At 65.5% G+C, this 24,624-nt stretch carries 21 protein-coding genes and 2 tRNA genes; 5 read left to right on the forward strand and 18 right to left on the reverse strand.

All coding sequences use genetic code 11. The features are described 5' to 3' along the window. Positions 1 to 238: 238 nt before the first annotated feature. Positions 239 to 2,524 carry a YgiQ family radical SAM protein gene (locus ACUTAF_RS18180; protein WP_445581279.1) on the reverse strand — a complete coding sequence of 762 codons (2,286 nt, stop codon included), beginning with the start codon at positions 2,522 to 2,524 and terminating at the stop codon, positions 239 to 241. 260 nt (positions 2,525 to 2,784) lie between these two features. On the opposite strand from ACUTAF_RS18180, the gene ACUTAF_RS18185 reads away from it, so the two are divergent. After that, positions 2,785 to 4,695: a diguanylate cyclase domain-containing protein gene (locus ACUTAF_RS18185; protein ID WP_445581280.1), complete on the forward strand. Its 1,911-nt coding sequence runs from the start codon at positions 2,785 to 2,787 to the stop codon at positions 4,693 to 4,695. Positions 4,696 to 4,749: 54 nt separating this feature from the next. Here the strand turns inward: ACUTAF_RS18185 and alr are convergent, their stop codons facing one another. Beyond that, complete coding sequence (alr, locus tag ACUTAF_RS18190) at positions 4,750 to 5,826, reverse strand: alanine racemase (protein ID WP_445581281.1); 1,077 nt, start codon at positions 5,824 to 5,826, stop codon at positions 4,750 to 4,752. A gap of 204 nt (positions 5,827 to 6,030) precedes the next feature. On the opposite strand from alr, the gene ACUTAF_RS18195 reads away from it, so the two are divergent. Together ACUTAF_RS18195 and ACUTAF_RS18200 are read left to right on the forward strand one after the other, a co-directional pair. After that, positions 6,031 to 6,396, forward strand: a complete 366-nt coding sequence (locus ACUTAF_RS18195) for a VOC family protein (RefSeq protein ID WP_445581282.1) — start codon at positions 6,031 to 6,033, stop codon at positions 6,394 to 6,396. A gap of 36 nt (positions 6,397 to 6,432) precedes the next feature. After that, on the forward strand, positions 6,433 to 7,134 hold the full coding sequence (locus tag ACUTAF_RS18200; protein ID WP_445581283.1) for a helix-turn-helix transcriptional regulator: 702 nt from the start codon (positions 6,433 to 6,435) through the stop codon (positions 7,132 to 7,134). 31 nt (positions 7,135 to 7,165) lie between these two features. On the opposite strand, the gene dnaB is transcribed toward ACUTAF_RS18200, so the two are convergent. The 7 genes from dnaB to rnr all read right to left on the reverse strand — a co-directional run bounded on the left by dnaB (position 7,166) and on the right by rnr (position 14,193). Continuing rightward, entirely contained in the window at positions 7,166 to 8,560 is a 1,395-nt protein-coding gene (gene dnaB, locus ACUTAF_RS18205; RefSeq protein WP_004423263.1) for a replicative DNA helicase, read from the reverse strand. A 118-nt stretch (positions 8,561 to 8,678) separates the two neighbouring features. After that, positions 8,679 to 9,125: a 50S ribosomal protein L9 gene (rplI, locus tag ACUTAF_RS18210; RefSeq protein ID WP_445581284.1), complete on the reverse strand. Its 447-nt coding sequence runs from the start codon at positions 9,123 to 9,125 to the stop codon at positions 8,679 to 8,681. Positions 9,126 to 9,146: 21 nt separating this feature from the next. After that, positions 9,147 to 10,040, reverse strand: a complete 894-nt coding sequence (locus tag ACUTAF_RS18215; protein ID WP_445581285.1) for a YybS family protein — start codon at positions 10,038 to 10,040, stop codon at positions 9,147 to 9,149. A gap of 36 nt (positions 10,041 to 10,076) precedes the next feature. Beyond that, positions 10,077 to 10,307 (reverse strand): 30S ribosomal protein S18, encoded by a 231-nt coding sequence (gene rpsR / locus ACUTAF_RS18220; protein ID WP_003246847.1) that lies wholly within the window; start codon positions 10,305 to 10,307, stop codon positions 10,077 to 10,079. A 28-nt stretch (positions 10,308 to 10,335) separates the two neighbouring features. Then, complete coding sequence (rpsF, locus tag ACUTAF_RS18225) at positions 10,336 to 10,764, reverse strand: 30S ribosomal protein S6 (protein ID WP_445581286.1); 429 nt, start codon at positions 10,762 to 10,764, stop codon at positions 10,336 to 10,338. Positions 10,765 to 10,939: 175 nt separating this feature from the next. Then, positions 10,940 to 11,692 (reverse strand): 23S rRNA (guanosine(2251)-2'-O)-methyltransferase RlmB, encoded by a 753-nt coding sequence (rlmB, locus tag ACUTAF_RS18230; protein WP_445581287.1) that lies wholly within the window; start codon positions 11,690 to 11,692, stop codon positions 10,940 to 10,942. Beyond that, entirely contained in the window at positions 11,689 to 14,193 is a 2,505-nt protein-coding gene (gene rnr / locus ACUTAF_RS18235) for a ribonuclease R (protein ID WP_445581288.1), read from the reverse strand. The genes rlmB and rnr overlap by 4 nt, the downstream gene beginning before the upstream one ends. Positions 14,194 to 14,400: 207 nt before the next feature. Between rnr and ACUTAF_RS18240 the strand changes: the two genes are divergently transcribed. Further along, positions 14,401 to 14,487 (forward strand) — tRNA-Leu (locus ACUTAF_RS18240). An 83-nt stretch (positions 14,488 to 14,570) separates the two neighbouring features. After that, a tRNA-Leu gene (locus ACUTAF_RS18245) sits at positions 14,571 to 14,657 on the forward strand. Between the two features lie 175 nt (positions 14,658 to 14,832). Here the strand turns inward: ACUTAF_RS18245 and ACUTAF_RS18250 are convergent. The 9 genes from ACUTAF_RS18250 to miaA all read right to left on the reverse strand — a co-directional run bounded on the left by ACUTAF_RS18250 (position 14,833) and on the right by miaA (position 24,620). Continuing rightward, positions 14,833 to 16,767 (reverse strand): methyl-accepting chemotaxis protein, encoded by a 1,935-nt coding sequence (locus tag ACUTAF_RS18250; RefSeq protein ID WP_445581289.1) that lies wholly within the window; start codon positions 16,765 to 16,767, stop codon positions 14,833 to 14,835. A gap of 219 nt (positions 16,768 to 16,986) precedes the next feature. Further along, positions 16,987 to 18,282 (reverse strand): adenylosuccinate synthase, encoded by a 1,296-nt coding sequence (locus tag ACUTAF_RS18255; RefSeq protein ID WP_445581290.1) that lies wholly within the window; start codon positions 18,280 to 18,282, stop codon positions 16,987 to 16,989. A 57-nt stretch (positions 18,283 to 18,339) separates the two neighbouring features. Further along, positions 18,340 to 19,527: an ATP phosphoribosyltransferase regulatory subunit gene (locus tag ACUTAF_RS18260; protein ID WP_445581291.1), complete on the reverse strand. Its 1,188-nt coding sequence runs from the start codon at positions 19,525 to 19,527 to the stop codon at positions 18,340 to 18,342. A 37-nt stretch (positions 19,528 to 19,564) separates the two neighbouring features. Further along, on the reverse strand, positions 19,565 to 19,750 hold the full coding sequence (locus tag ACUTAF_RS18265; RefSeq protein WP_021442385.1) for a DUF2065 domain-containing protein: 186 nt from the start codon (positions 19,748 to 19,750) through the stop codon (positions 19,565 to 19,567). A 127-nt stretch (positions 19,751 to 19,877) separates the two neighbouring features. Continuing rightward, entirely contained in the window at positions 19,878 to 20,747 is an 870-nt protein-coding gene (hflC, locus tag ACUTAF_RS18270; protein WP_445581292.1) for a protease modulator HflC, read from the reverse strand. Continuing rightward, complete coding sequence (hflK, locus tag ACUTAF_RS18275) at positions 20,747 to 21,904, reverse strand: FtsH protease activity modulator HflK (RefSeq protein WP_445581293.1); 1,158 nt, start codon at positions 21,902 to 21,904, stop codon at positions 20,747 to 20,749. Before hflK ends, hflC begins: the two co-directional genes overlap by 1 nt. Positions 21,905 to 22,001: 97 nt before the next feature. After that, positions 22,002 to 23,303, reverse strand: a complete 1,302-nt coding sequence (gene hflX / locus ACUTAF_RS18280; protein ID WP_445581294.1) for a ribosome rescue GTPase HflX — start codon at positions 23,301 to 23,303, stop codon at positions 22,002 to 22,004. A gap of 12 nt (positions 23,304 to 23,315) precedes the next feature. Further along, entirely contained in the window at positions 23,316 to 23,576 is a 261-nt protein-coding gene (hfq, locus tag ACUTAF_RS18285; RefSeq protein WP_445581295.1) for an RNA chaperone Hfq, read from the reverse strand. Positions 23,577 to 23,678: 102 nt separating this feature from the next. Further along, positions 23,679 to 24,620 (reverse strand): tRNA (adenosine(37)-N6)-dimethylallyltransferase MiaA, encoded by a 942-nt coding sequence (gene miaA, locus ACUTAF_RS18290; RefSeq protein WP_445582475.1) that lies wholly within the window; start codon positions 24,618 to 24,620, stop codon positions 23,679 to 23,681. Between the last annotated feature and the right edge of the window lie 4 nt (positions 24,621 to 24,624).

Genomic DNA, 24,624 nt, shown 5'->3' on the forward strand with positions numbered 1-24,624 from the left:
TGCCGAGCCGCGCAAGACTTATGCCAGGGGCCGAGGCGGCTGTTTCGTGGGCTCGCCGGCGCGCCCGGCCCTCAATCGGGGCGAGGCCCTGCACCGGGGCCGCATCGACGCACAACAATGGCGCAGCCCCAGCACTCGTGGCCCAGGCTGGACGCCCCGAAGATCGATCAGCGCCACGGATTGCATCCGGGCTAGGGCATGGCAGAAACGACAACGCCAGCACGAGGCTGGCGTTGATCTAGCGCGGCGCTACCGGGCGTGGCTTCTTCTTGCCGGCGCCACCCGCCTTGCCGCCGGCCTTCTTCTGCTCCTGCAGCTTGGCGAAGGCCGCCGCCTTGGCCTGTTCGCGCTTGTCCCAGGGCTTGCTACCGTCGCTGGCGCGCGGCGGCAGGCCGGTGTGCTGGGTGAGAATCTTGCCGCCCGCCTTCTTGCTGCCGGCCGGCGTCGAGTTCTTGCGCCGCGCGCTGTGATACTCGTCGACCTGCGGCTGGTGCGCCGGGATCAGCTGATGCTTGCCCGGGCCGATCAGGTCACTGCGGCCCATGTTGGTCAGTGCCTCGCGCAGCAGCGGCCAGCCCTTGGGGTCGTGATAGCGCAAAAAGGCCTTGTGCAGGCGGCGCTGCTGCTCGCTCTTGACGATGGTCACGCCGTCGCTCTTGTAGGTGACCTTGCGCAGCGGGTTCTTGCCCGAGTGGTACATGGCGGTCGCCGTGGCCATCGGCGAGGGGTAGAAGGCCTGCACCTGGTCGGCGCGGAAACCGTTGCGCTTGAGCCAAAGGGCGAGGTTGAGCATGTCCTCGTCGGTGGTGCCCGGGTGCGCGGCGATGAAGTAGGGGATCAGGTACTGCTCCTTGCCCGCCTCCTTCGAGTACTTCTCGAACATCTGCTTGAAGCGGTCGTAGCTGCCGATGCCCGGCTTCATCATCTTGTCCAGCGGGCCGCGCTCGGTATGCTCCGGGGCGATCTTGAGGTAGCCGCCGACGTGGTGGGTGACCAGCTCCTTGACGTATTCCGGCGACTCCACCGCCAGGTCGTAGCGCAGGCCGGAGGCGATCAGGATCTTCTTCACCCCCGGCAGCGCGCGTGCCTTGCGGTACAGCTCGATCAGGGACGAGTGGTCGGTATTGAGGTTCTCGCAGATGCCGGGGAACACGCAGGATGGCTTGCGGCAGTGGCGCTCGATCTCCGGGTCCTTGCAGGCGATGCGGTACATGTTGGCGGTCGGCCCGCCGAGGTCGGAGACCACGCCGGTGAAGCCCGGCACCTTGTCGCGCATCTCCTCGATCTCGCGGATGATCGAGTCGTGCGAGCGGTTCTGGATGATGCGGCCCTCGTGCTCGGTGATCGAGCAGAAGGTGCAGCCGCCGAAGCAGCCACGCATGATGTTGACCGAGAAGCGGATCATCTCGTAGGCCGGGATCTTCTCCTTGCCATAGGCCGGGTGCGGCACGCGCGCATAGGGCATGCCGAACACGTAGTCCATTTCCTCGGTGGTCATGGGAATCGGTGGCGGGTTGAGCCAGATGTCCATGTCGCCGTGCTTCTGCACCAGCGCGCGGGCGTTGCCCGGGTTGGTCTCCAGGTGCAGCACGCGGTTGGCGTGGGCGTAGAGCACGGCGTCGCCACGCACCTTCTCGAACGACGGCAGGCGGATCACCGTCTTGTCGCGGGTCATGCGCGGGCTTTCGAGGATCTGCACCACCTTGGCTGCGTTGGGGTCTTCAACTTCGCCTTTGGCCTGCTCGATGGCGCAGGCCTCGGTGTCCTGGGTGTTGACGTAGGGGTTGATGATCTTGTCGACGCGGCCCGGGCGGTCGATACGGGTCGAGTCGACCTCGAACCAGCCCTCGGGGGTGTCGCGGCGAATGAACGCGGTGCCGCGCACATCGGTGATGGCTTCGACCCGCTCGCCGCGCGACAGGCGCTGGGCGATCTCCACCACCGCGCGTTCGGCGTTGCCGTAGAGCAGGATGTCGGCGGTGGCGTCCATCAGGATCGAGCGACGCACCTTGTCCTGCCAGTAGTCGTAGTGGGCGATGCGGCGCAAGGATGCCTCGATGCCGCCGAGCACCACCGGCACATGGCTGTAGGCCTCCTTGCAGCGCTGGCTGTAGACCAGGCTGGCACGGTCCGGGCGCTTGCCGGCGACGCCGCCGGGGGTATAGGCATCGTCGCTGCGGATCTTCTTGTCCGCGGTGTAGCGGTTGATCATCGAGTCCATATTGCCCGCCGCCACGCCGAAGAACAGGTTCGGCTCGCCGAGCTTCATGAAGTCGTCTTTGCTGCGCCAGTCCGGCTGGCTGATGATGCCGACGCGAAAACCCTGGGCCTCGAGCAGGCGACCGATGATGGCCATGCCGAACGACGGGTGATCGACGTAGGCGTCACCGGTGACGATGATTATGTCGCAGCTGTCCCAGCCGAGTTGATCCATCTCTTCCCGGCTCATCGGCAGGAAGGGCGCAGGCCCGAAACATTCGGCCCAGTACTTGGGATAGTCGAACAGCGGCTTGGCGGCTTGCATATTTTCTGATCAATCGGACTCTCGGAGGGCCGCGGAGCATAGCACAAAAATTGACCAAACCAGACTATTGCGCTGGGTTTAAGGGCTGCGCCGCGAAGCTCGGCCGGCATGCGCGCAACTTTTCCAGAAGCTGTTCGGGGAGCCGGAACGGCCGGAAACCGGCCCATCCAGGACAATAGCCATACGCCATATTTGTTTTCGATCGATAACCAAGCTGCGCATATACTCAAGCACTCGGTGAACCGACTTCAGAGATGCGTATGCCGCAGCGCCTCGTCTTTTCCATCCTCGTTCTGTTGTGGCTATGCGCCACGAGTGCAGCCGGCGCCACGCCCGTGGGGCTGACGCAGGCCAGCAGCGGCCTGTCGCTGAACGGGGCCATCGAGTTGCTGGAGGACACCGGCGGCGATCTCGTCGTGGCCGACCTGGCCAAGCCCGAAGTACAGGCGCGCTTCCAGCCGGCCAATGGCCGCGCCAGCGTCGGTCAGAGCCGCAACCCCTGGTGGATCAAGCTCAGCCTGCAACGCGGTGACGCCGCCGCCGAGGGCTGGGTGCTGGAGGTCGGCTCGGTCACCCAACTGGACCTGCAGCTGTATCTGCCCGACGGCCAGGGCGGCTGGCAGCTGCGCCAGTCCGGCGAGCGCGTCGCCTTCGCCGAAAGCCGCGATCATCCCTACCGGCGCATGCTGTTCGACCTGCCGGCGCTGGGCGAACAACCGCTGACCCTGTATCTGCGCGCCTACGATCCGGCCGGCAACTCCTTCCCGCTGCGCATCTGGCAGCTCGACGACCTCACGCGCCTGGCCACCCACGAGAACCTCGGGCTCGGCATCATCTACGGCGTGGTCCTCGCCCTGCTGCTGTACAACCTGTTCATCCTCATTTCGCTGCGCGACAAGGCCTACTTCTGGTACGTCCTCACCACCGCCTTCGCCCTGGTCTTCATCGTCAGCATGACCGGGCATGGCGCCCAGTACCTGTGGCCCAATGGCGCCGTGCCGCCCTGGCTCGACCGCATCACCCTGCCGTCGCTATGGGGGCTGTTCGCCAGCCGCTTCACCCAGACCCTGCTGCAGACCCGTCTCTACGTGCGCTGGGCGCACCAGCTGCTGAACATGGCCTGCGCAATCTATGTCGTCGCCATCGTCCTGGACCTGTTCGGCCAGCGCTACCTGGCCGCCTGGGCCATCGCCCTGCTGTCGCTGACCAGCATCCCCGCCGCACTCGGCAGCGCGGTGATCCGCTGGCGCCAGGGGTTCTTCCCCGCACAGCTGTACCTGTACGGCTACGGCCTGGTGCTCGGCAGCGTCGGCATCCTGCTGCTGCGCACCACCGGCGTGCTACAGCCCGCCGAGTGGAACGCCTATGTGTTCCCGCTGGCGGTGGCGGCGGAGTCCATCCTGTTCTCCTTCGCCCTGGCCTATCGCATCCAGATCCTCAAGCAGGAGCGCGCCAGGGCGCAGCAGCAAGCCGACCGGGAGAAGACCGCGCGCCTGGCACAACTGCAGGCCAGTGCCGACGAGCTGCAGGCGGCGGTAGCCGCGCGCACCGCCGAGCTGGCATCGGCCAATGCACGCCTTCGCGAGCGCGAGCGCGAGCTGCAACACGCCGCGTTCCACGATGCCCTGACCGAGCTGCCCAATCGCCGCTATCTGGTCGAACGCTGCGAGTCGGCACTGGCGCATGCCGAGCGGCATGGCGAGAGCGTGGCGCTGCTGCTGATCGACCTGGACCATTTCAAGCCGATCAACGACCGCTTCGGCCATGCCGCCGGCGACCTCATGCTGCAGATGATCGCCAAGCGCCTGCGCGAGCACGTGCGTGGCGGCGATACCGTGGCGCGCCTCGGCGGCGACGAGTTCGCCGTGCTGATCTGCGGCCAGGACGCGGAAAACCAGGCCCGTGACATCGCCAGCCGCCTGCTCGCCGACCTGTCCGAGCCGGTGCTCTACGGCGCCGAACGCCTGCAGGTGACCATCAGCATCGGCGTGGCGCTCTACCCGCTGCACGCCCGCCACTTCGCCGGGCTGTACAAGGCCGCCGACCAGGCGCTGTACCGGGTCAAGGAGCTGGGCCGCTCCGGCTCGCGGGTGCATGGCGAGGACGGCGAGCTGAGCGATCAGGCCTGCCTGCAGCTGGATGTGCTCAAGGTGCCCAGCGGCCTGGTCTAGGCCGCCGCATCGGTTGCGGGGGCGCCGTGCGCCACGCCCACTCCCCGGCGGGGTTCAACCGATATAGCGCCGCGGCACCCGGGCGGTGACCTTGGTCAGCAGCTCGTAGCCGATACTGCCGCAGGCCTGCGCCACCTCGTCCACCGGCAGGTTCGCGCCCCACAGCTCCACCGGCGAATCGATGCCCGCCTCGGGCAGGTCCGTGATATCCACCGCCAGCATGTCCATCGATACCCTGCCGGCCAGTGGCGCGCGTCGCCCCTCGACCAGCACCGGCGTGCCGCTGGGCGCATGGCGCGGATAGCCGTCGGCGTAGCCGCAACTGACCGTGGCGATGCGCGATGGCCGCGCGGCCACCCATGCCGCGCCGTAGCCGACGCTCTCGCCCGCCGCCACCTCGCGCACGGCGATGATCCGCGCGGCCAGGGTCATGGACGGCTTAAGGCCCAGTTCGCCTGCACTGAGGTCGGCGAACGGCGTGGCGCCGTAGAGCATGATGCCGGGGCGCAGCCAGTCCATATGCGCGGCGGGAACGGTCAGCACGGCAGCGGAGTTGGCCAGCGAGCGCTGAGCGAAATCCAGCTCCAGCAGCTCGAGAAAGCGCTCCACCTGCTGCTCGGTGAGCGGATGGCCGCGCTCGTCGGCGCAGGCGAAGTGGCTGAGGAGGTTGAGTTCGGCCACCTGCTCGGCGCCTTGCAGGCGCGCATGCCAGTCGCGCAGCGCGGCGGCATCGAAACCCAGGCGATGCATGCCGGAATCCAGCTTGAGCCAGACATTCAGCGGCCGCGACAACTCGCTGGCGAGCAATGCCTTCGCCTGCGCCGCATTCTGCACCACCAGGTCCAGGCCGAGCTGGGCGGCGATGGGGTATTCGCTCGCCTCGAAGCAACCCTCGAGCAGCAGGATGCGCGCCTCGCCATGCATGGCGCGCACCTCGGCGGCCTCCTCCAGACTGGCCACGGCGAAACCGTCGGCCACCTGGTGCAGCGCGGTGACCACTTCGCGCACGCCATGGCCGTAGGCATTGGCCTTGACCACGGCGAACGCCCGGCGTCCCGGCGCGCAGCGCCCGGCCAGGGCATAGTTGTGGAGGATGGCAGCCAGATCGATGATGGCGACGAGAGGGCGCATGGCTCGGGCTCTGCGTGACGGGAGGGGCCATCATCTTAAACGCCAGCTGCCGGGCCGCAAGTCCCGAGACCCGGCGCGCACGCCGGGCCGGCACGGCTACTGACAGCAGGCTGTCAGCAGCCCTGGCCTAGAGTGGCTTCGGCAGGCAGAAACCCGCCGCTCCCGGCGCCGCCTGCTGACATGCCCCGCACAAGGAGAGAGAAGATGAATGCGATCAACTGGTTCGAACTGTTTGTCGGCGATTTCGAGCGCGCCCGGCGCTTCTACGAGCGGACGCTGGCGACATCATTGGAGGTGATCGACGGCATGGGCGGACGCATGGCGCTGTTTCCCTGCGCCGCGGACAGCGCTGTCGGCGGCTGCCTGAGCGACTCGGCCGAACAGCAGAGCGGCGTGGGCGGCACCCGGGTCTACCTGAATGTCGAAGGGCAACTGGATGCCGTGGTGAACCGGGTTCCGGCGGCGGGTGGGGTGATCATCCAGGGCAAGATGTCCATCGCCCCCCATGGCTTCATCGCTGTGATAAAAGACAGCGAAGGCAATGAGGTCGGCCTGCACAGCATGTCCTGATCCCGTCGCCTGCCACCGCGATCGCCAAGAGGAAGCATGAGACGCGCCGACCGCCTGTTCCAGATCGTGCAGTTCCTGCGCAGCCGCCGGCTGACCACCGCACAGTGGCTGGCCGAACGCCTGCAGGTGTCGGTGCGCACCATCTACCGCGACATCCAGGACCTGTCGCTTTCCGGCGTGCCGCTGGAGGGCGAGGCCGGGATCGGCTACGTGCTGCGCCACCCCATGGACCTGCCGCCGCTGATGTTCGAGCGCGAGGAAATCGAGGCGCTGCTGGCGGGGGTGCGGATGGTCAAGGCCTGGGCCGATCCGCAACTGCGGCAGGCCGCGGAATCGGCGCTGGCAAAGATCCACGGAGTGCTGCCGCCGCCACTGCGCGACGAACTCAACCGCAACCAGCTGCTCGCCCCGGAAACCCGCCCTTTGCCCCTGCACTGGCTAGGTCAGGTGCGCCAGGCGATCCGACAGCGTCACAAGCTGCTGATCGACTACCGCGACGATAGCGGCGAGAGCAGTCGGCGCTGCATCCGCCCGCTGGGACTGTTCTTCTGGGGACAGGTGTGGACCCTGTGCGGCTGGTGCGAACTGCGCAACGATTTTCGCAACTTCCGCGTCGACCGGGTGCAGACCTTGCTCGATAGCGGCGAGACCTTCGCAACCGTGGCCGGCCAACGCCTGGAGGACTATCTCGCCCGCCACGTCTGCGCCGAACCGCTGGTCCCGACCTACAACTCCTGAGCCCTTTGCCGCGCTCGACACCGCCGAGCGTTCATTCGTCCTCGAACTGGTAGCTGCCGGGCGCCAGGTTCTCGAAGCGCGAGTACTTGCCGAGGAAGGCCAGGCGCGCGGTGCCCAACGGACCATTACGCTGCTTGCCGATGATGATCTCGGCCACGCCCTTGTACTCGGTCTCCGGGTGGTACACCTCGTCACGGTAGACGAACAGGATGATATCGGCGTCCTGCTCGATCGCACCGGATTCACGCAAGTCGGAGTTGATCGGGCGCTTGTTGGGGCGCTGTTCCAGGCCGCGGTTGAGCTGCGACAGGGCGATCACCGGGCAGTTGAACTCCTTGGCCAGGCCCTTGAGCGAGCGCGAGATCTCGGAAATCTCGTTGACCCGGCTGTCGCCGCTGGAGCCGGGAATCTGCATCAGCTGCAGGTAGTCGACCATGATCAGGCCGATCTCGCCGTGTTCGCGGGCCAGGCGTCGCGTACGTGCGCGCATTTCCGAAGGCGAGATACCCGCCGTATCGTCGATAAACAGCTTGCGGTCATTGAGCAGGTTCACCGCGCTGGTCAAGCGCGGCCAGTCGTCGTCATCGAGCTGACCGGCACGCACCTTGGTCTGGTCGATGCGCCCCAGCGAGGCGAGCATACGAATCACGATGGACTCCGAGGGCATCTCCAGCGAGTAGACGAGAATCGCCTTGTCGCTGCGCATCAGCGCATTTTCCACCAGGTTCATGGCGAAGGTGGTCTTACCCATCGACGGACGGCCGGCGACGATGATCATGTCGGCCGGCTGCAGGCCGCTGGTCAGGTTATCCAGATCGTCGAAACCGGTGGACAGACCGGTGATCGCGTCGCCGTTGTTGAACAGCGTGTCGATGCGGTCGATGGCCTTGACCAGAATGTCGTTGATACCCACCGGACCGCCGGTCTTGGGCCGGTCTTCGGCGATCTGGAAGATCAACCGCTCCGCTTCGTCGAGAATCTCCTCGCCGGTACGGCCTTCCGGCGCGTAGGCACTGTCGGCGATCTCGTTGCTGATGCTGATCAGTTTGCGCAGCGTGGCGCGCTCACGAATGATCTGCGCGTAGGCCTTGATGTTGGCTACCGACGGCGTGTTCTTGGCCAGCTCGGCGAGGTAGGCCAGGCCACCGACCTGCGACAGCTGCCCCTCCTTGTCCAACTGCTCGGACAGAGTCACCACGTCGAAGGGCTCGTTACGCTCGGCCAGCTTGAAGATGGCGCGGAAGATCAGGCGGTGGTCATGGCGATAGAAATCGACATCGGACACTCCATCGAGCACCCGCTCCCAGGCGTTGTTGTCCAGCATCAGGCCACCCAGCACCGCCTGTTCGGCCTCGATCGAGTGCGGCGGCACTTTCAGGGCGGCGGTCTGCAGGTCGTATTGCTCGGGGATGCTGATGTCGTTCATAGGCTCGGTGAGAAAATGCTGCGATAGAAAAAACAAAGGGCACGGATCGCCGAGGCGATACCGTGCCCGATTGTCAGCAGACCTACGCTACAGCGCAAGCCCGCCTGGCGGCTGCTAGTTAGGCAGCGACCACGATCACCTTGACGGTGGCTTCGACGTCGGTGTGCAGGTGCAGCGCAACGTCGTATTCGCCGACCTGACGGATGGTACCGTTGGGCAGGCGAACTTCGGCCTTGGCCACTTCCACGCCGGAGGCGGTCAGGGCGTCGGCGATGTCGTGGGTACCGATCGAACCGAACAGCTTGCCTTCATCGCCAGCGGTGGCGGTGATGGTGACTTCCAGCTCGGCCAGTTGAGCGGCGCGAGTTTCAGCCGAAGCCTTCTTCTCGGCAGCGGCTTTTTCCAGCTCGGCGCGGCGGGCTTCGAACGCAGCCACGTTTGCAGCGGTAGCGGCGGTGGCCTTGCCCTGCGGCAGCAGGAAGTTACGGCCGTAACCGGCCTTGACGTTCACTTTGTCGCCCAGGTTGCCCAGATTGGCGATTTTTTCCAGCAGGATGACTTCCATTTGGGTCTTACCTCTTAACTTTTAACCTTCACCGTTCGCAGAGCCCGGGCCGTTCTTGCGCGCCAGGCGACCGCGAAAATCAAACAGACTGTCGACGATGGCCAGGACCACCAGTAACGGATAGATCAGCTGCATGAACAGCAACAGCGTGATGTACAGCCCGACCAGCCAGAAGCGGGCGAGCCCACCCTTTTCCACCAGGCCGTGCACCAGGGCGATCCCGGCGAACAGCAGCGGTACACTGCACAGCGGCGTGAGCATGGCCAACTGCGGCCCCAGGTTCGGGCCTAGCAACATGCCCGCCAGCAGCAACAGCGCCTGCGGCAGCGGCAGCCTCAGCGCGCGGAACTCGCGGCCGAAACCACCCGGGTTGTACAACAGCGCCTGCCAGTAACGCCCAAGGATCAGGCTCAGCAAGCTGAGGATCTGCAGCAAGGCCGCCAGCAATCCGGTCAGCACCGGTGCGATCAGGGCCTCGAGACGCGCGCGTTCGTCCACCGACATCTGCTGGTGAACCCCATCGAGCATGGTCGGCAAGAGCTTCTGCAGCTCGCCGGCCATGGCCGCGATGGGTTCGCGAAACACCGCCCCAAGAACAACCCCGTACACCAGGCCCAGCGCCACACTGCCCAGCAGTATGCGGTTCCAGGTCCAACCGGCGCGCAACAGCAACGCCAGGCTCAGCGCGCCGACCAGCACCAGCAAGGTGCGCGGTTCGCCGAAATACCACCAGGCGATCGCCGGCAGCATGGCCCAGGCCAGGATGCCCAGGGCATCGTTGGCTCCGCGCCGCAGCAGCACCAGGCTGCCGGCGGCGGCACTCAACCAGAACAACAGCGGCATCGCTGCCGATCCCACCACCACGAGGGTGGCCTGCATACGGCCGCGCATGATGTATTCAGCCAGGGCGCGCATGCGATCTATTCCTTAACTCTTGTCGACTATCCGATCTCAGCGGCCGTGGCTGTCGGTGTAGGGCAGCAGGGCCAGGAAGCGGGCGCGCTTGATAGCGGTGGCCAGCTGACGCTGATAACGGGCCTTGGTACCGGTGATACGGCTGGGAACGATCTTGCCGGTTTCCGAGATGTAGGCCTTCAGAGTGTTGAGATCTTTGAAATCGATCTCTTTCACGTCTTCAGCGGTGAAGCGGCAGAATTTACGACGACGGAAGAAACGTGCCATGTGATTGGCTCCTCAATAGATCCGTGGATTACTCGTCAGCGTTTTCGCTGTCGTTGCTGTCGCTGTCATCGCTGCTGTCGTTGGACTCAGCGTTTTCTTCAGGACGGTCACGACGCTCACGGCGCTCACTGCGGTTTTCTTCGGCCTTGAGCATCTCGGACTGACCGGTAACGGCCTCGTCGCGGCGGATGACCAGGTTACGGATCACGGCGTCGTTGTAGCGGAAGTTGTCTTCCAGCTCGGCCAGGGCCTTGCCGGTGCACTCTACGTTGAGCATCACGTAGTGGGCCTTGTGGACGTTGTTGATGGCGTAGGCCAGCTGACGACGACCCCAGTCTTCCAGGCGGTGAATCTTGCCGCCGTCTTCTTCGATCAGCTTGGTGTAACGCTCGACCATGCCGCCGACTTGCTCGCTCTGGTCCGGGTGAACCAGAAAGATGATTTCGTAATGACGCATAAATGCTCCTTACGGGTTGTAGCCTGCCAACCAGGGTGGTCAGGCAAGGAGTGGGTTTTTCTCGTGATGAGCTTGCCAGGCGGCAGGCGCGAAAAGGCCTGCCGTCACGGCAAGGGGCGCCATTCTAGAGAAGCCCCCTGCCGCGCGCAAGGCGAACTGGCGATTATTTGAGCAGTCAGCCCTGACGCTTGGCCTGGCGCTGACGCACCGCCTCGAACAGGCACACGCCAGTGGCGACCGAGACGTTGAGGCTGCTGACGCTGCCGGCCATGGGCAACCTGACCAGGAAGTCGCAGTGCTCGCGGGTCAGACGGCGCATGCCCTTGCCTTCGGCGCCCATGACCAGCACGATCGGCCCGCTCAGGTTCTGCTGGTATAGCTCCTGCTCGGCTTCGCCGGCAGTGCCGACCACCCACAGGCCACGCTGCTGGAGTTTCTCCAGACTGCGCGCGAGGTTGGTCACCGCCACCAGCGGGATCACCTCGGCGGCGCCGCAGGCCACCTTGCGCACCGTGGCGTTGAGGGTGGCCGCCTTGTCCTTGGGCACGATCACCGCCAACGCGCCGGCAGCATCGGCGGTGCGCAGGCAGGCACCGAGATTGTGCGGGTCGGTGACGCCGTCGAGCACCAGCAGCAGCGGCGGCCCTTCGGCGCGATCGAGCAACTCGTCGAGCATGGCCTCGCCCCATACCTGACTGGGGCTGACATCGGCCACCACGCCCTGATGCACACCTTCGACCCAGGCATCCATCTCGCGCCGCTCGCACTGACCGATGCGCACCCGTGCCTGTTCGGCCAGGGCCACCAGCGCCTGCACACGCGGCTCGCCGCGACCTTCGGCGAGCCACAGCTGCTTGACCCGCTTGGGGTGATGACGCAGCAGCGCTTCGACGGCGTGCACGCCGTAGATCTTTTCCAACTGACTCATGACTTGGCCTTGCGCTTGCGCGGCTTGTCGGCCGAACTCGGTGCGCTATCGCCGCGCCCCGCGCCTTTGCGCGCCGCGACAGGCGGCTTGCCGCCCGGCTTGGCGGCACCACCCTTGCCGGCCTTGCCGCCCTTGGCCCCGGCCAGCAGCGCCTTCTTCACTTCGCGACTCTTCTGCACGTCGGTGTTGCCCATGCCGGGTGCCTTGCGGTCCCGGCCGGCACGACCGACCGCCTCGCGCTCGGCGGCCTGGGACAGTTCGAAGTCGATCTTGCGCTCGTCCAGATCGACGCGCATCACCTTGACCTCGACGCTGTCGCCAAGGCGGAAGCTGCGTCCGCTGCGCTCGCCGGACAGGCGATGATGAACCGGGTCGAAGTGGTAGTAATCGGCCGGCAGCGCGGTGACGTGCACCAGACCCTCGACGTAGATGTCACGCAGCTCGACGAAGATGCCGAAACCGGTCACCGCGGTGATCACGCCCTCGAAGGTCTCGCCGACACGGTCCTGCATGAACTCGCACTTGAGCCAGTTGACCACGTCGCGGGTCGCCTCGTCGGCGCGGCGCTCGGTCAGCGAGCACTGTTCACCGAGCTTCTCCAGCGCTGCCTCGTCGTAGGGATAGATTCGCGCGCGCGGCATGGGCACCGCGCCGGCCCGCTTGACGTGCGGGGTGTCCATCTTCGAGCGGATCACGCTGCGAATGGCACGATGCACCAGCAGGTCCGGATAACGCCGGATCGGCGAGGTGAAGTGGGTGTAGGCCTCGTAGTTCAGACCGAAGTGGCCCTGATTGTCGGCGCTGTACACCGCCTGGCTCAGCGAGCGCAGCATCACGGTCTGGATCAGGTGATAATCCGGACGCTCGCGAATGCTCTCCAGCAGCTTCTGGTAGTCCTTGGGCGACGGCCCCTCCTTGGACTTGCCACGCTGCAGCGACAATCCCAGCTCGCCGAGGAAGGCCTTGAGCTTCTCCAGGCGCTCCTCCGGCGGACCGTCGTGCACGCGGTACAGCGAGGGAATCTCGTGCTTCTGCATGAACTGCGCGGTGGCGACGTTGGCCGCCAGCATGCATTCCTCGATCAGCTTGTGCGCGTCGTTGCGCTGGGTCGGGCGGATCTCCGCGATCTTGCGCCCTTCGCCGAAGATGATGCGGGTTTCCTGGGTCTCGAAGTCGATGGCGCCGCGCTCGTGGCGGGCGGCCTGCAGCACCTGGTACAGCGCGTAGAGCTGCTTGAGGTGCGGCAGGATCTCCTTGTACTCGCCGCGCAGGGCCTTGCCCTCGCTGCTCTTGGGATCTTCCAGCATCAGGCTGACCTTGTTGTAGGTCAGCCGCGCATGGGAGTGGATCACCGCCTCGTAGAACTGATAGTCCACCAGCTGGCCGCTCTTGGACATGCTCATCTCGCAGACCATGGCCAGACGATCGACGTGCGGGTTGAGCGAGCACAGACCGTTGGACAGCTCTTCCGGCAGCATCGGCACGACGCGTTCGGGGAAGTACACCGAGTTGCCGCGCTCGGTGGCCTCGGTATCCAGCGCCGAGCCGACCTTGACGTAGTGCGACACGTCGGCGATCGCCACGTAGAGCTTCCAGCCGCCGGAGAACAGCTTCCAGCGACTGCTGTTCTTCTCGCAGTAGACCGCGTCGTCGAAGTCGCGCGCGTCCTCGCCGTCGATAGTGACGAAGGGCAGGTGGCGCAGGTCGATGCGTTTCTCCTTGTCCTTCTCCTCCACCTCGGGCTTGAGCTTGCGCGCCTCCTTGATCACCGCCTCGGGCCAGACGTGCGGGATGTCGTAGCTGCGCAGGGCAACGTCGATCTCCATGCCTGGCGCCATGTAGTTGCCGATCACCTCGACGATATCGCCCTGCGGCTGGAAACGCGGCGTCGGCCAGTGGGTGATCTTGATCTCGACGAACTGGCCGATGCGCGCGCCGGCGGTGCGCCCGGGAGTGACCAGCACTTCCTGCTGGATCTTCGGGTTGTCGGCGACCACGAAGCCGATGCCGCTCTCTTCGTAGTAACGGCCGACGATGCTCTCGTGGGCGCGACTGATCACTTCGACTATGCCGCCCTCGCGGCGGCCGCGGCGGTCGAAGCCGGCCACGCGCACCAGCGCGCGGTCGCCGTCGAACACCAGGCGCATCTGCGCGGGGCTGAGAAACAGATCGTCGCTGCCGTCGTCCGGCACCAGGAAGCCGAAGCCGTCGCGGTGACCGCTGATGCGACCACAGATCAGGTCGAGCTTGTCCACCGGCGCATAGGTGCCGCGGCGGGTGTAGATCAGCTGGCCGTCGCGTTCCATGGCGCGCAGGCGGCGGCGCAGGGCCTCGAGCTGGTCTTCGGTGTGCAAACCGAATTCCTCGACCAACTGCTCGCGGCTGGCCGGCGAACCGCGCTCGGCCAGATGCGAAAGAATCAGTTCACGACTGGGGATGGGGTTTTCGTATTTTTCCGCCTCGCGGGCGGCCTCGGGATCGAGGGATTGCCAATCGGCCATTGAGTAGGGGCTACCTGTGCGTATGTATATAGAGGAGGGCCATATGCCTATTGAAGCGCGAAAAAGCCTTCTCGGTCAGCTTTTCCGCTGACAATAATTTTTTCGGGGTCAGGGGTTTACAAGGTAAATGCCCGCCCGTATAGTTCGCGCCCACAGCGTCGAGCAGACGTTGTAACACGAAGCAGATGAGGAATCATCGGTTTCAGTGCCCAGGTGGCGGAATTGGTAGACGCGCTGGTTTCAGGTATCAGTGGTGGCAACACCGTGGAAGTTCGAGTCTTCTCCTGGGCACCAAATTTCGTGAAGTGGAGTGATAGCCCACTTTGCAAATAACGGATGCAACGCTCCGTGTCGGCAACGACGAACATTGCTGCAGTGCCCAGGTGGCGGAATTGGTAGACGCGCTGGTTTCAGGTATCAGTGGTGGCAACACCGTGGAAGTTCGAGTCTTCTCCTGGGCACCAAATTTCAAAGAACCGAGCCAATGGCTCGGTTTTTTATTGCCTGCGAAAACGTGCGCAACTCGTAGATGCCTGCTGCGCAGGGCGGACAGGGACGCGGCCGCTCGTAGCGTAGCGAACAGCCCGCCGCCCTCCGCAACGGCATACCGCTGCGCGAGCACGCCCTACGCAAGCCCCTTCAAACCCTGAACTGCCCCAGGCTGGCCTTGAGCTGCGCCGCGAGCTCATCCAGCGCCCGCGCATTGCCGGCGATCGCCGCGACCGCCTCGGCGGCGTGCTGGGCCTCGGCATGAATGATCTCCACGCGACCACGCACCGCCCCGGCACCCTCGGCCTGCTGCGCCGCTGCCTGGGTCGCCGTGTTGATGGCGCCATGCACCTCGTCCACCGACTGCTGCACCGCCTGCTGCAGACGCGCACTGTCGCGCAGCACCGCCAACCCCTCGCCACCCTGTTCGCCAGCCTGGGCGATGGCCGCCACCGCCTCCTGCGCCCCACGCTGCAGCGCGGCGATATGCGCCTGGATATCGCCGGTGGACTGCTGGGTCTTGCTCGCCAGCGCACGCACCTCATCGGCCACCACGGCAAACCCGCGCCCACTCTCGCCTGCGCGCGCCGCCTCGATGGCGGCATTGAGCGCGAGCAGGTTGGTCTGCTCGGCGATGGACTGGATCACCGTCAGCACCACCTCGATCTGCTCGCTCTGCCTGGCCAGCCGCTCGATCACCGCCGAGCCGTCCGCCACGCGCGCCACCAAGCCCTCGATCAGCGCCGACAGGCGCGCGGCAATCGCGGCGTTCTCGTGGGCGGCCTGGCGAATGGTGTCCACCCGCCGCAACGCCTCCTGCATCGCCCGGCTCTCGGCCTGCGCCTCGTCAGCCATGCGCTCGAGCGCCTGCAGGCTCCCAGCAACCTCGTCACGCTGGCGACCGGCGGCGGCTTCGGCGGCCACGCCGCGCTGGCTCAGGCTGCGAATCTGCTCGCCGGTGCGCAGAGCCACCTCGCCAGATTCACGCACGATCGGTTGCAGCTTGGCGATGAAACGATTGACCGCATCAGCCATCTCGCCCACCTCGTCGCGACTGTCGATACGGACACGCCGGGTCAGATCGCCCTCGCCCGCCGCCAGGTCGTTCAGCGCCGCACTGAGCAGGCGCAGGCGGCTGAGTACACGCCAGCCCAGCACCACCGCCACCACGACCAGTGCCAGCGCGCCGACCGCCAGCAAGCCCAGCGCGATATTCCAACGCAACGAGTCGGCCGCCGCCCGCACCGACTCGCCGCCATTGCGTGCCATCTCCGCGGTATAGCGCTCGGCCGCCTGCAGGCGCTCACGCAATGCCCGAGTCGCCTCCTCCGAAGCCCCGGCCAGGCTGCTGTCAACCAGCTCACCCGCGCCATCGACCAGCGCACCGAAGCGACCATCCAGCGCCGCCACCTCACGCTCGACGACAGCCAGCGACAAGCCCATCTGCACCTTGCCGATCTGCGCCCCCATCGGATTGATATCCGCCTCGACCACGTAGACGCGCGGGTCCCGCGAGGCGGCATCGACCAGCTTGTCCAGCGGCGAGTCGCCCGCGCCGGCCGCGATCAGTTCGCGCACCTGCGCACTGCTGCGATTGAAGTTGCGCGTCAGGCGCTTGCCCTCGGCGTCGTAGATGATGGCGAACAGCACCGCAGGGTCCTGCTGAGCGATACGGGTCAAGGCGGTCAGTGCGGGGATATCCAGATCCCAGATGGATTTCGGCGCCACGCCGGCCAGCAGCTGCGCCAGCGCCTGGCCGGACCGCTTGAGGTTGCCCTCGAGCACGCTGCGCAGCTGGGCCTGCTCGCCCTTCAGCTGCGCCGAAAGCCCCTCGCCGAGCCGCGTGCGGGTAATGCTGGCCAGCGCCGCGAGCCCCTGGCTCATCTCCCGCTCGGCCGCATTCAGCTCCTCGCCCAGCCGACGACTCTCGCCCCCCAGGCGCAGGGCCAGGTCATCGACCATCTCGTCGACCGAGGCGCGCATCAGCCACACCGCCAACCCCACCTGCACCAGCATGGCCAGGCCAAGGGCGACGAATACCGGGCGCAGCAGGCGGCTGCGCAACATCGAGACAATGGCGAACACAGGCAGGACTCCTCAACGACCGTAACAGCTATAACGGCGACTTCCGGGATTTATTGAATGCAGGCAAGGCGCATGCCCACCCAACCGTCCCAACCGAGGCCTTCCCATCCCATGACGCATGTCAAATGCCGGTGATGACGGCTCGCAGGATCGCCACGAGCAGCCGCCGCGTACGAAAAAGCCGCCCAAAGGCGGCTCTTGTGGCTCGACGGCAGCCAATCAGGCGAACGGATGGCGCAGGACGATGGTCTCGTTGCGGTCCGGGCCGGTGGAGATGATGTCGATCGGCGCGCCGACCAGCTCTTCCACGCGCTTGATGTAGGCGCGGGCGGCGGCCGGCAGATCCTCAAGGGTCTTCGCGCCCAGGGTCGACTCGCTCCAACCCGGCATTTCCTCGTACACCGGCTGCAGGCCAATATAGCTGTCGGCATCGGTCGGCGCATCGACCAGCACCTGGCCGCCCGCATCCTTGTAACCGGTGCAGATGCGGATGGTCTGCAGACCGTCGAGCACGTCCAGCTTGGTCAGGCACAAGCCGGAGATGCTGTTGATCTCGATGGCGCGACGCAGGATCACCGCATCGAACCAGCCGCAGCGACGGGCGCGGCCGGTGGTGGCGCCGAACTCATGACCGCGCTTGGCGAGGAACGCACCGACGTCGTCGAACAGCTCGGTGGGGAACGGACCGGAGCCGACACGGGTGGTGTAGGCCTTGGTGATGCCGAGGATGTAGTCCAGGTACAGCGGACCGAAACCGGAACCGGTGGCGATGCCGCCGGCGGTGGTGTTGGAGCTGGTCACGTAGGGATAGGTGCCGTGGTCGATGTCCAGCAGCGAGCCCTGGGCGCCTTCGAACATGATGTCCTTGCCTTCGCGGCGCAGGTCATGCAGCACGGCGGTGACGTCGGCCATCATCGGCTTGAGCAGCTCGGCGTATTCCATGCACTCGTCCAGGGTCTTCTGGAAGTCGATGGCCGGCTCTTTGTAGAAATTGACCAGCTGGAAGTTGTGGTAGTCCAGCAACTCGCCGAGCTTGGCGGCGAAGCGCTCGCGGTGGAACAGATCGCCGACGCGCAGGCCGCGACGGGCCACCTTGTCTTCGTAGGCAGGGCCGATACCGCGACCGGTGGTGCCGATCTTGGCGTCGCCGCGAGCCTTCTCGCGCGCCTGGTCCAGCGCCACGTGGTAGGACAGGATCAGCGGGCAGGCCGGGCTGATGCGCAGGCGCTCGCGAACCGGCACACCCTTCTCTTCCAGCTTGGTGATCTCGCGCAGCAGGGCATCGGGGGCGACGACCACGCCATTGCCGATCAGGCACTCGACGCCTTCACGCAGGATGCCGGACGGAATCAGGTGCAGCACGGTCTTCTCGCCGTCGATCACCAGAGTGTGACCGGCGTTGTGACCGCCCTGATAACGCACCACTGCAGCGGCCTGTTCGGTGAGCAGGTCGACGATCTTGCCCTTGCCCTCATCACCCCACTGGGTGCCCAGGACGACGACATTCTTACCCATAAACTTGTCCTCTTCGCGCAAGCTTCGATGCCGGCCCGCGAGCCGGCGCAAATGAATTCAGGACGCCAGCGGCGCCACCTGCCAATGTCCATCGCGCAGCGCCAGCAGGCGATCACAGCCCGCCTCGCGCGCATCCGCCTCGCCCTGCCCGGGCAGCGCCTGCACCACACGCTCGCCCTCGCCGCGCAGGCGACGCACGGCCTGCCATAGGTAGAGGTCGTGACTGTCCGGCGCCCAGACGCCGGCGGCCGGCTCTGCCAGGCGCATGTCGCCGAGACTGACCAGGGTCTTGAGGTCGGTGGAAAAGCCGGTAGCCGGACGCGCCCGGCCGAAATCGGCGCCGATGTCGTCGTAGCGCCCGCCCTGGGCGATGGACTGGCCGACGCCGGGCACGAACGCGGCGAACACCACACCGGTGTGATAGTTGTAGCCGCGCAACTCGCCCAGGTCGAAATACAGCGGCAACCCGGGATAACGCAGCTCCAGGGCATCGGCGATGGCCATCAGCTCGTCCAGCGCGGCATGCACCGTCTCTGGTGCCTCGACCAGCGCAGCCTGGGCCAGATCCAGCACCTCACGGCCGCCACATAGCTCGGCCAGGGCGCGCAACATGCCCCCCAGCCCCGCCGGCAATCCGGCGGTCAGCTCGGCGATCTCGTCCATGGCCTTGCGCTGCAGCGCGTCGAACAGCTGCTGCTCGACCTCCGCGGACAATTCGGCGGCACGCGCCAGGCCGCGGTAGATGCCGACATGGCCGAGGTCCATGTGCACGTCCGGCACTGCGGCCAGTTCGAGCATATCGACCAGCAGGCTGATCACCTCGACATCGCTGGCCGGACTGGCGTCACCGTAGAGCTCGGCACCGAGCTGGATCGGGCTGCGCGAGGTGGTCAGCGCACGCGGCTGGGCATGCACCACGCTGCCGGCGTAGCACAGCCGGCTCGGCCCCTCGCGGCGCAGGGTGTGTGCATCGATGCGCGCCACCTGCGGCGTTATGTCGGCACGAAAGCCCATCTGCCGACCGGACAGCGGATCGGTGACCTTGAAGGTGCGCAGGTCGAGATCCTGGCCGGCGCCGGTCAGCAGGGATTCCAGGTACTCGATATGCGGGGTGACGACGAACTCGTAACCCCAGCGTTGAAACAGATCCAGCACCTGACGGCGGGCTGCCTCGATGCGCGCCGCTTCCGGCGGCAGTACTTCTTCGATGCCATCTGGCAGCAGCCAGCGGTCTACCGTTGCCATTTCGCCATTCCCCTCTCGATCCGGGCGGCACAAGCCTTCAGTGAAGCAGATATAGAAGGGCCGTACCCAGCAGCATGCTGGCCAGCCCCATAAGACGCAGTCGGCGGTCGGGCAGCCGGGCTGCCTGCAATACCGCTCCGCGCCACTGGCGCGGATAGAGGAAGGGCAGGATGCCTTCCAGCACCAGCATCAGACATAGGGCAATGCCGAGTTCCTGCCACATGATTCCCACAGACGCAAAAAAGCCGGGATTTTCCCGGCTGCCGCATGATACCACGCTAAAAGCTTCAAGCCACAAGCTTCAAGCGACAAGTGAGCACCAGGCTTCGACTTGCCGCTTGCGGCTGCCCTCAGGGCTTGGCCTTTTCCAGATAACGGAAAAAGTCGCTGCCCGGGTCGAGCACCAGTACGTCGCGCTTGTCGGCGAAGCTTTCGCGGTAGGCACGCAGGCTGCGGTAGAAGGAGTAGAACTCCTGATCCTGACCATAGGCCTCGGCGTAGATCGAGGCGGCCTCGGCGTCGCCGTCACCGCGCAGCTCTTCGGCCTCGCGATAGGCTTCGGCCAACAGCACGCGGCGCTGACGGTCGGCATCGGCACGGATGCCCTCGGCCAGCTCGCGGCCCTTGGCGCGGTGCTCGCGCGCCTCGCGCTCACGCTCGGTGCTCATCCGCTCGAACACGCTGCGGTTGACCTCGCGCGGCAGGTCGATGGCCTTGACCCGCACGTCCACGACCTCGATACCCAGCTCGCGTTCGGCGGCGCGATTGAGAGTCGCGGTGACGTCGGCCATCAGCGCATCGCGCTCGCCGGACACCGATTCGTGCAGGGTCCGCTTACCGAACTGGTCGCGCAGCGAAGCTTCCAGACGACGCGCCAGGCGCTCGTCGGCCACCTGCTTCATGCCGGAGGTGGACTGGTAGAAACGCTCGGCGTCCTTCACCCGCCACTTGGCATAGGCATCGACCATCAGCGCCTTCTTCTCCAGAGTCAGGAAGCGCGAGGACGTCGAATCCAGGGTCAGCAGACGACCATCGAAGATGCGCACCTGGTTCACATAGGGGATCTTCACATGCAGGCCAGGCTGCACGTCGGGCTGCACCACGCGACCGAACTGCAACAGCACCGCACGCTCGGTCTGCGCCACGATATAGAAACTGTTCCACGCCACCAGGGCCAAAACCACGGCCGCAATCAGGCCGATCAGGGACTTGTTGCTCATCAACGACTCTCCCTAGAACGATCATTGCGCGGCGAGACCTGTATGTTCGACGCACCACTCGCAGCACCGACGCTGCCAGCGCCACTAATACTGCTTGGTGCAGCGCCGCTGCGACTGTCGATCATCTTGTCCAGCGGCAGATAGAGCAGGTTGTTCTGCCCCTGCTCGCCGGTGACCAGCACCTTGCTGGTGTTGCTCATCAGCTCCTGCATGGTGTCCAGATAGAGGCGCTCGCGAGTGACTTCCGGCGCCTTGCGGTACTCGGCGACCAGCTTGCTGAAGCGATCCGCCTCACCCTGGGCGCGAGCGATCACTTCGTCGCGGTAAGCGTTGGCTTCTTCCAGCATGCGCTGGGCCTGACCGCGCGCTTCGGGGATCACGCCGTTGGCGTAGGACTCGGCCTGGTTCTTCTCACGCTGCTCATCTTCACGGGCACGGATCACGTCGTCGAAGGCTTCCTGCACCTCGCGCGGCGCCGCGGCGCTCTGGATGTTCACCTGGGTGATGGTGATGCCGGTGCGGTAGTTGTCGAGGAAGCGCTGCAGGCGCTCGTGCACCTCGCTGGCCATCAGCTCGCGACCCTCGGTCAGCACCTGATCCATCTCGGTGGAGCCCACCACGTGACGCACGGCACTGTCGGTCGCATGCTGCAGGCTGACTTCCGGCTGGTCGACGTTGAGCACGAAGTCCTGCAGGTTGCTGATGCGGTACTGCACGGTCAGCGGCACTTCGATGATGTTCTCGTCCTCGGTGAGCATCGCCCCCTGCTTGCTGTAGGCGCGCTCGCGAGTGACGTTCTCCTGGAACTTGCGGTCGATCGGCGGGAAATAGATGTTCAGACCCGGACCGACGGTTTCGTGGTACTTGCCGAAGCGCAGCACCACCGCCTGCTCCTGCTCATCGACCACATAGATGGCGCTATACAGCCAGATCACCGCCAGCAGGCCGAGACCGACGAACAGCAGGCCGAAGCCACCACCGCCACCCCGGCCGGAATCGTCGTCACCTCGCTTCTTGCCGCCGAACAGCCCGTTGAGGCTTTCTTGCAGCTTGCGGAACGCTTCGTCTAGATCCGGCGGGCCCTGCCGGCCACCGCCTTTGCGGCCGCCCCAAGGGTCTTGATTGTTCGAGTTGCCACCCGGCTCATTCCAAGCCATAGCGTTCTCCGTACTGATAAAGCGAAGGCGCACCCACGGCGCGCCCGCCAATGCTACCCAATGCCTCATGACGGCGGCAAAGCCGCCGCCGCGGGCTTTATTGCAAAGTGTGTTGCTCGATGAAGGCCTGCGGCTCCAACCCCTCGCGACTGACCAATCGGTTCAATTCGACGCGCGGCAGACGCACCGACAACAAGCTACGCCCCTGCTCGTCATGCCCCTCCTCCTGCACCGCGCCGAGCGCGAAGAACTGTGCGCGCAAGCGCCCCAGACGCTGCGGCAACTGCAGGGTGCCGACGAACAGGTCATCGCCGAGCAACTCGGCCACGGCCTGGCGCAACAACTCCAGGCCACGCCCCTCACGCGCCGACAACCAGACCCGCTGCGGCTTGCCGTCGGCATCGCGCTGGATCTGCGGCTCGACACCTTCCAACAAATCCAGCTTGTTGTACACCTCGAGCATCGGCAACTCGTGCGCGCCGATTTCCTTGAGCACCGCCTGCACCTGCTCGATCTGCGCCATACGCTCGGGCTCGTGGGCGTCGATCACGTGCAGCAGCAGATCGGAGTTGCTCGACTCTTCCAGCGTAGCGCGGAAGGCCTCGACCAACTTGTGCGGCAGGTGGCGAATGAAACCCACGGTGTCGGCCAGCACGATCGGCCCGAGGTCGTCCAGTTCGAGACGGCGCAGGGTCGGGTCGAGGGTGGCGAACAGCTGATCGGCGGCATACACCTCAGAAGCGGTCAGCGCATTGAACAGCGTGGACTTGCCGGCGTTGGTGTAGCCGACCAGCGACACCGAAGGAATGTCGGCGCGCTTGCGCCCACGCCGCGCCTGCTCGCGCTGGCTGCGCACCTTCTCCAGCTTCTGCTTGATCTGGCGGATGCGCACCCGCAGCAGGCGGCGGTCGGTTTCCAGCTGGGTTTCGCCCGGGCCACGCAGACCGATACCGCCCTTCTGCCGCTCGAGGTGAGTCCAGCCACGCACCAGGCGCGTACTCATGTGGTCGAGCTGAGCCAGCTCGACCTGCAGCTTGCCTTCATGGGTGCGCGCGCGCTGGGCGAAGATATCGAGGATCAGCCCGGTACGATCGAGCACGCGACATTCGAAGGCACGCTCGAGGTTGCGCTCCTGGCTGGGCGTCAGGGTGTGATTGAAGATCACCAGATCGGCATCGATGGCCCTGACCTGGTCGCGCAGTTCCTCGACCTTGCCGCTGCCGATCAGGTACTTGGCGGTCAGGCGACTGCTGGGCACGCTGAAGAAGCCGACCATGTCGGCTCCTGCCGACATGGCCAACTCCTGGAACTCCTGGGGATCTTCGCTCGCCTCGGAGTCTTGGCCGTCCAGATGAACCAGGATGGCCCGCTCACCGCCCTCATGACGCTCGAAGAACAATGCAGCCCCCTATCAGGCGTTACCCGGCTCGGCTTCGCCCTGTTCGGAATCGCCGGCGCTGGGCAGACGGACCGGGCGGCTGGGCACGACGGTAGAAATGGCGTGTTTGTAGACCATCTGGCTGACGGTGTTTTTCAGCAGGATGACGAACTGGTCGAACGATTCGATCTGGCCCTGCAGTTTGATGCCGTTGACCAGATAGATGGAAACAGGGACGCGTTCCTTACGCAGGGTATTCAGGTAAGGGTCTTGTAGCGAATGCCCTTTTGACATGTGCCGCACTCCTTTCGAGGATCAAATTTCAATAGTTTTTAGTCGGTAAACAATGGCTTCAGGTCGCCCCACCCCCAAGGATAGACGGCCAGCGGCAAGGTCTCAGCTCAATATGGAGACGCTTGCCAGGTATTTCAAGGTGCGAGGCAGATTGTCGCAGGCCAGACTGTCCAGCCAGTGCAGATCATGCCAGCCACGCAACCAGGTGAATTGACGCTTGGCCAGCTGCCGAGTCGCGATGATGCCGCGCTCGACCATCTCCGCGCGGGAAAGCCCGCCGTCGAGATATTCCCAGACCTGGCGATAGCCCACCGCCCGTATAGACGGCAATCCCGCATGCAAGTCACCTCGCCTGCGCAGGGCTTCGACCTCTTCGACGAAACCCTGTTCCAGCATCGCCTGAAATCGCTCGGCGATGCGTGCATGCAGAACCTGACGCTGCATGGGTGCGATAGCAAGCTGCGCAACAGTATAGGGCAGTTGTCCGCCGCCCGGCGCTCCCGCGCGCGGATTTCCCGCCGCCTGTCGTTGGCGATGCTCGCTCATGCTCAGACCGCTGACGCGATAGACCTCCAGCGCCCGGATCAGGCGCTGCGGGTCGTTGGGATGAATGCGCGCCGCCGACTGCGGATCGACCGCGGCCAGCTCGCGGTGCAGCGCTTCCCAGCCTTCGGCCGCGGCGCGCGCCTCCAACTCGGCGCGCAGTGCCGGGTCGGCACTGGGCATGTCGGCGAGCCCCTCCAGCAACGCCTTGTAATACAACATGGTGCCGCCGACCAACAGGGGGATGCGCCCGCGCGCGGTGCTCTCGGCCATCGCCGCCAGGGCATCGGCGCGAAACTCTGCCGCCGAATAGCTCTCGGACGGATCGCGAATGTCGATCAGGGCATGGGGAAACTCCGCCAGAACGGTCTTGTCTGGCTTGGCGGTACCGATATCCATGCCGCGGTAGACCAGCGCCGAGTCGACGCTGATCAGGTCGCACGGCAGCACGCGGGCCAGTTCCAGGGCCAGGTCGGTCTTGCCGGCGGCAGTCGGCCCCATCAGG

The sequence above is a fragment of the Pseudomonas sp. SP16.1 genome, assembly GCF_052682975.1.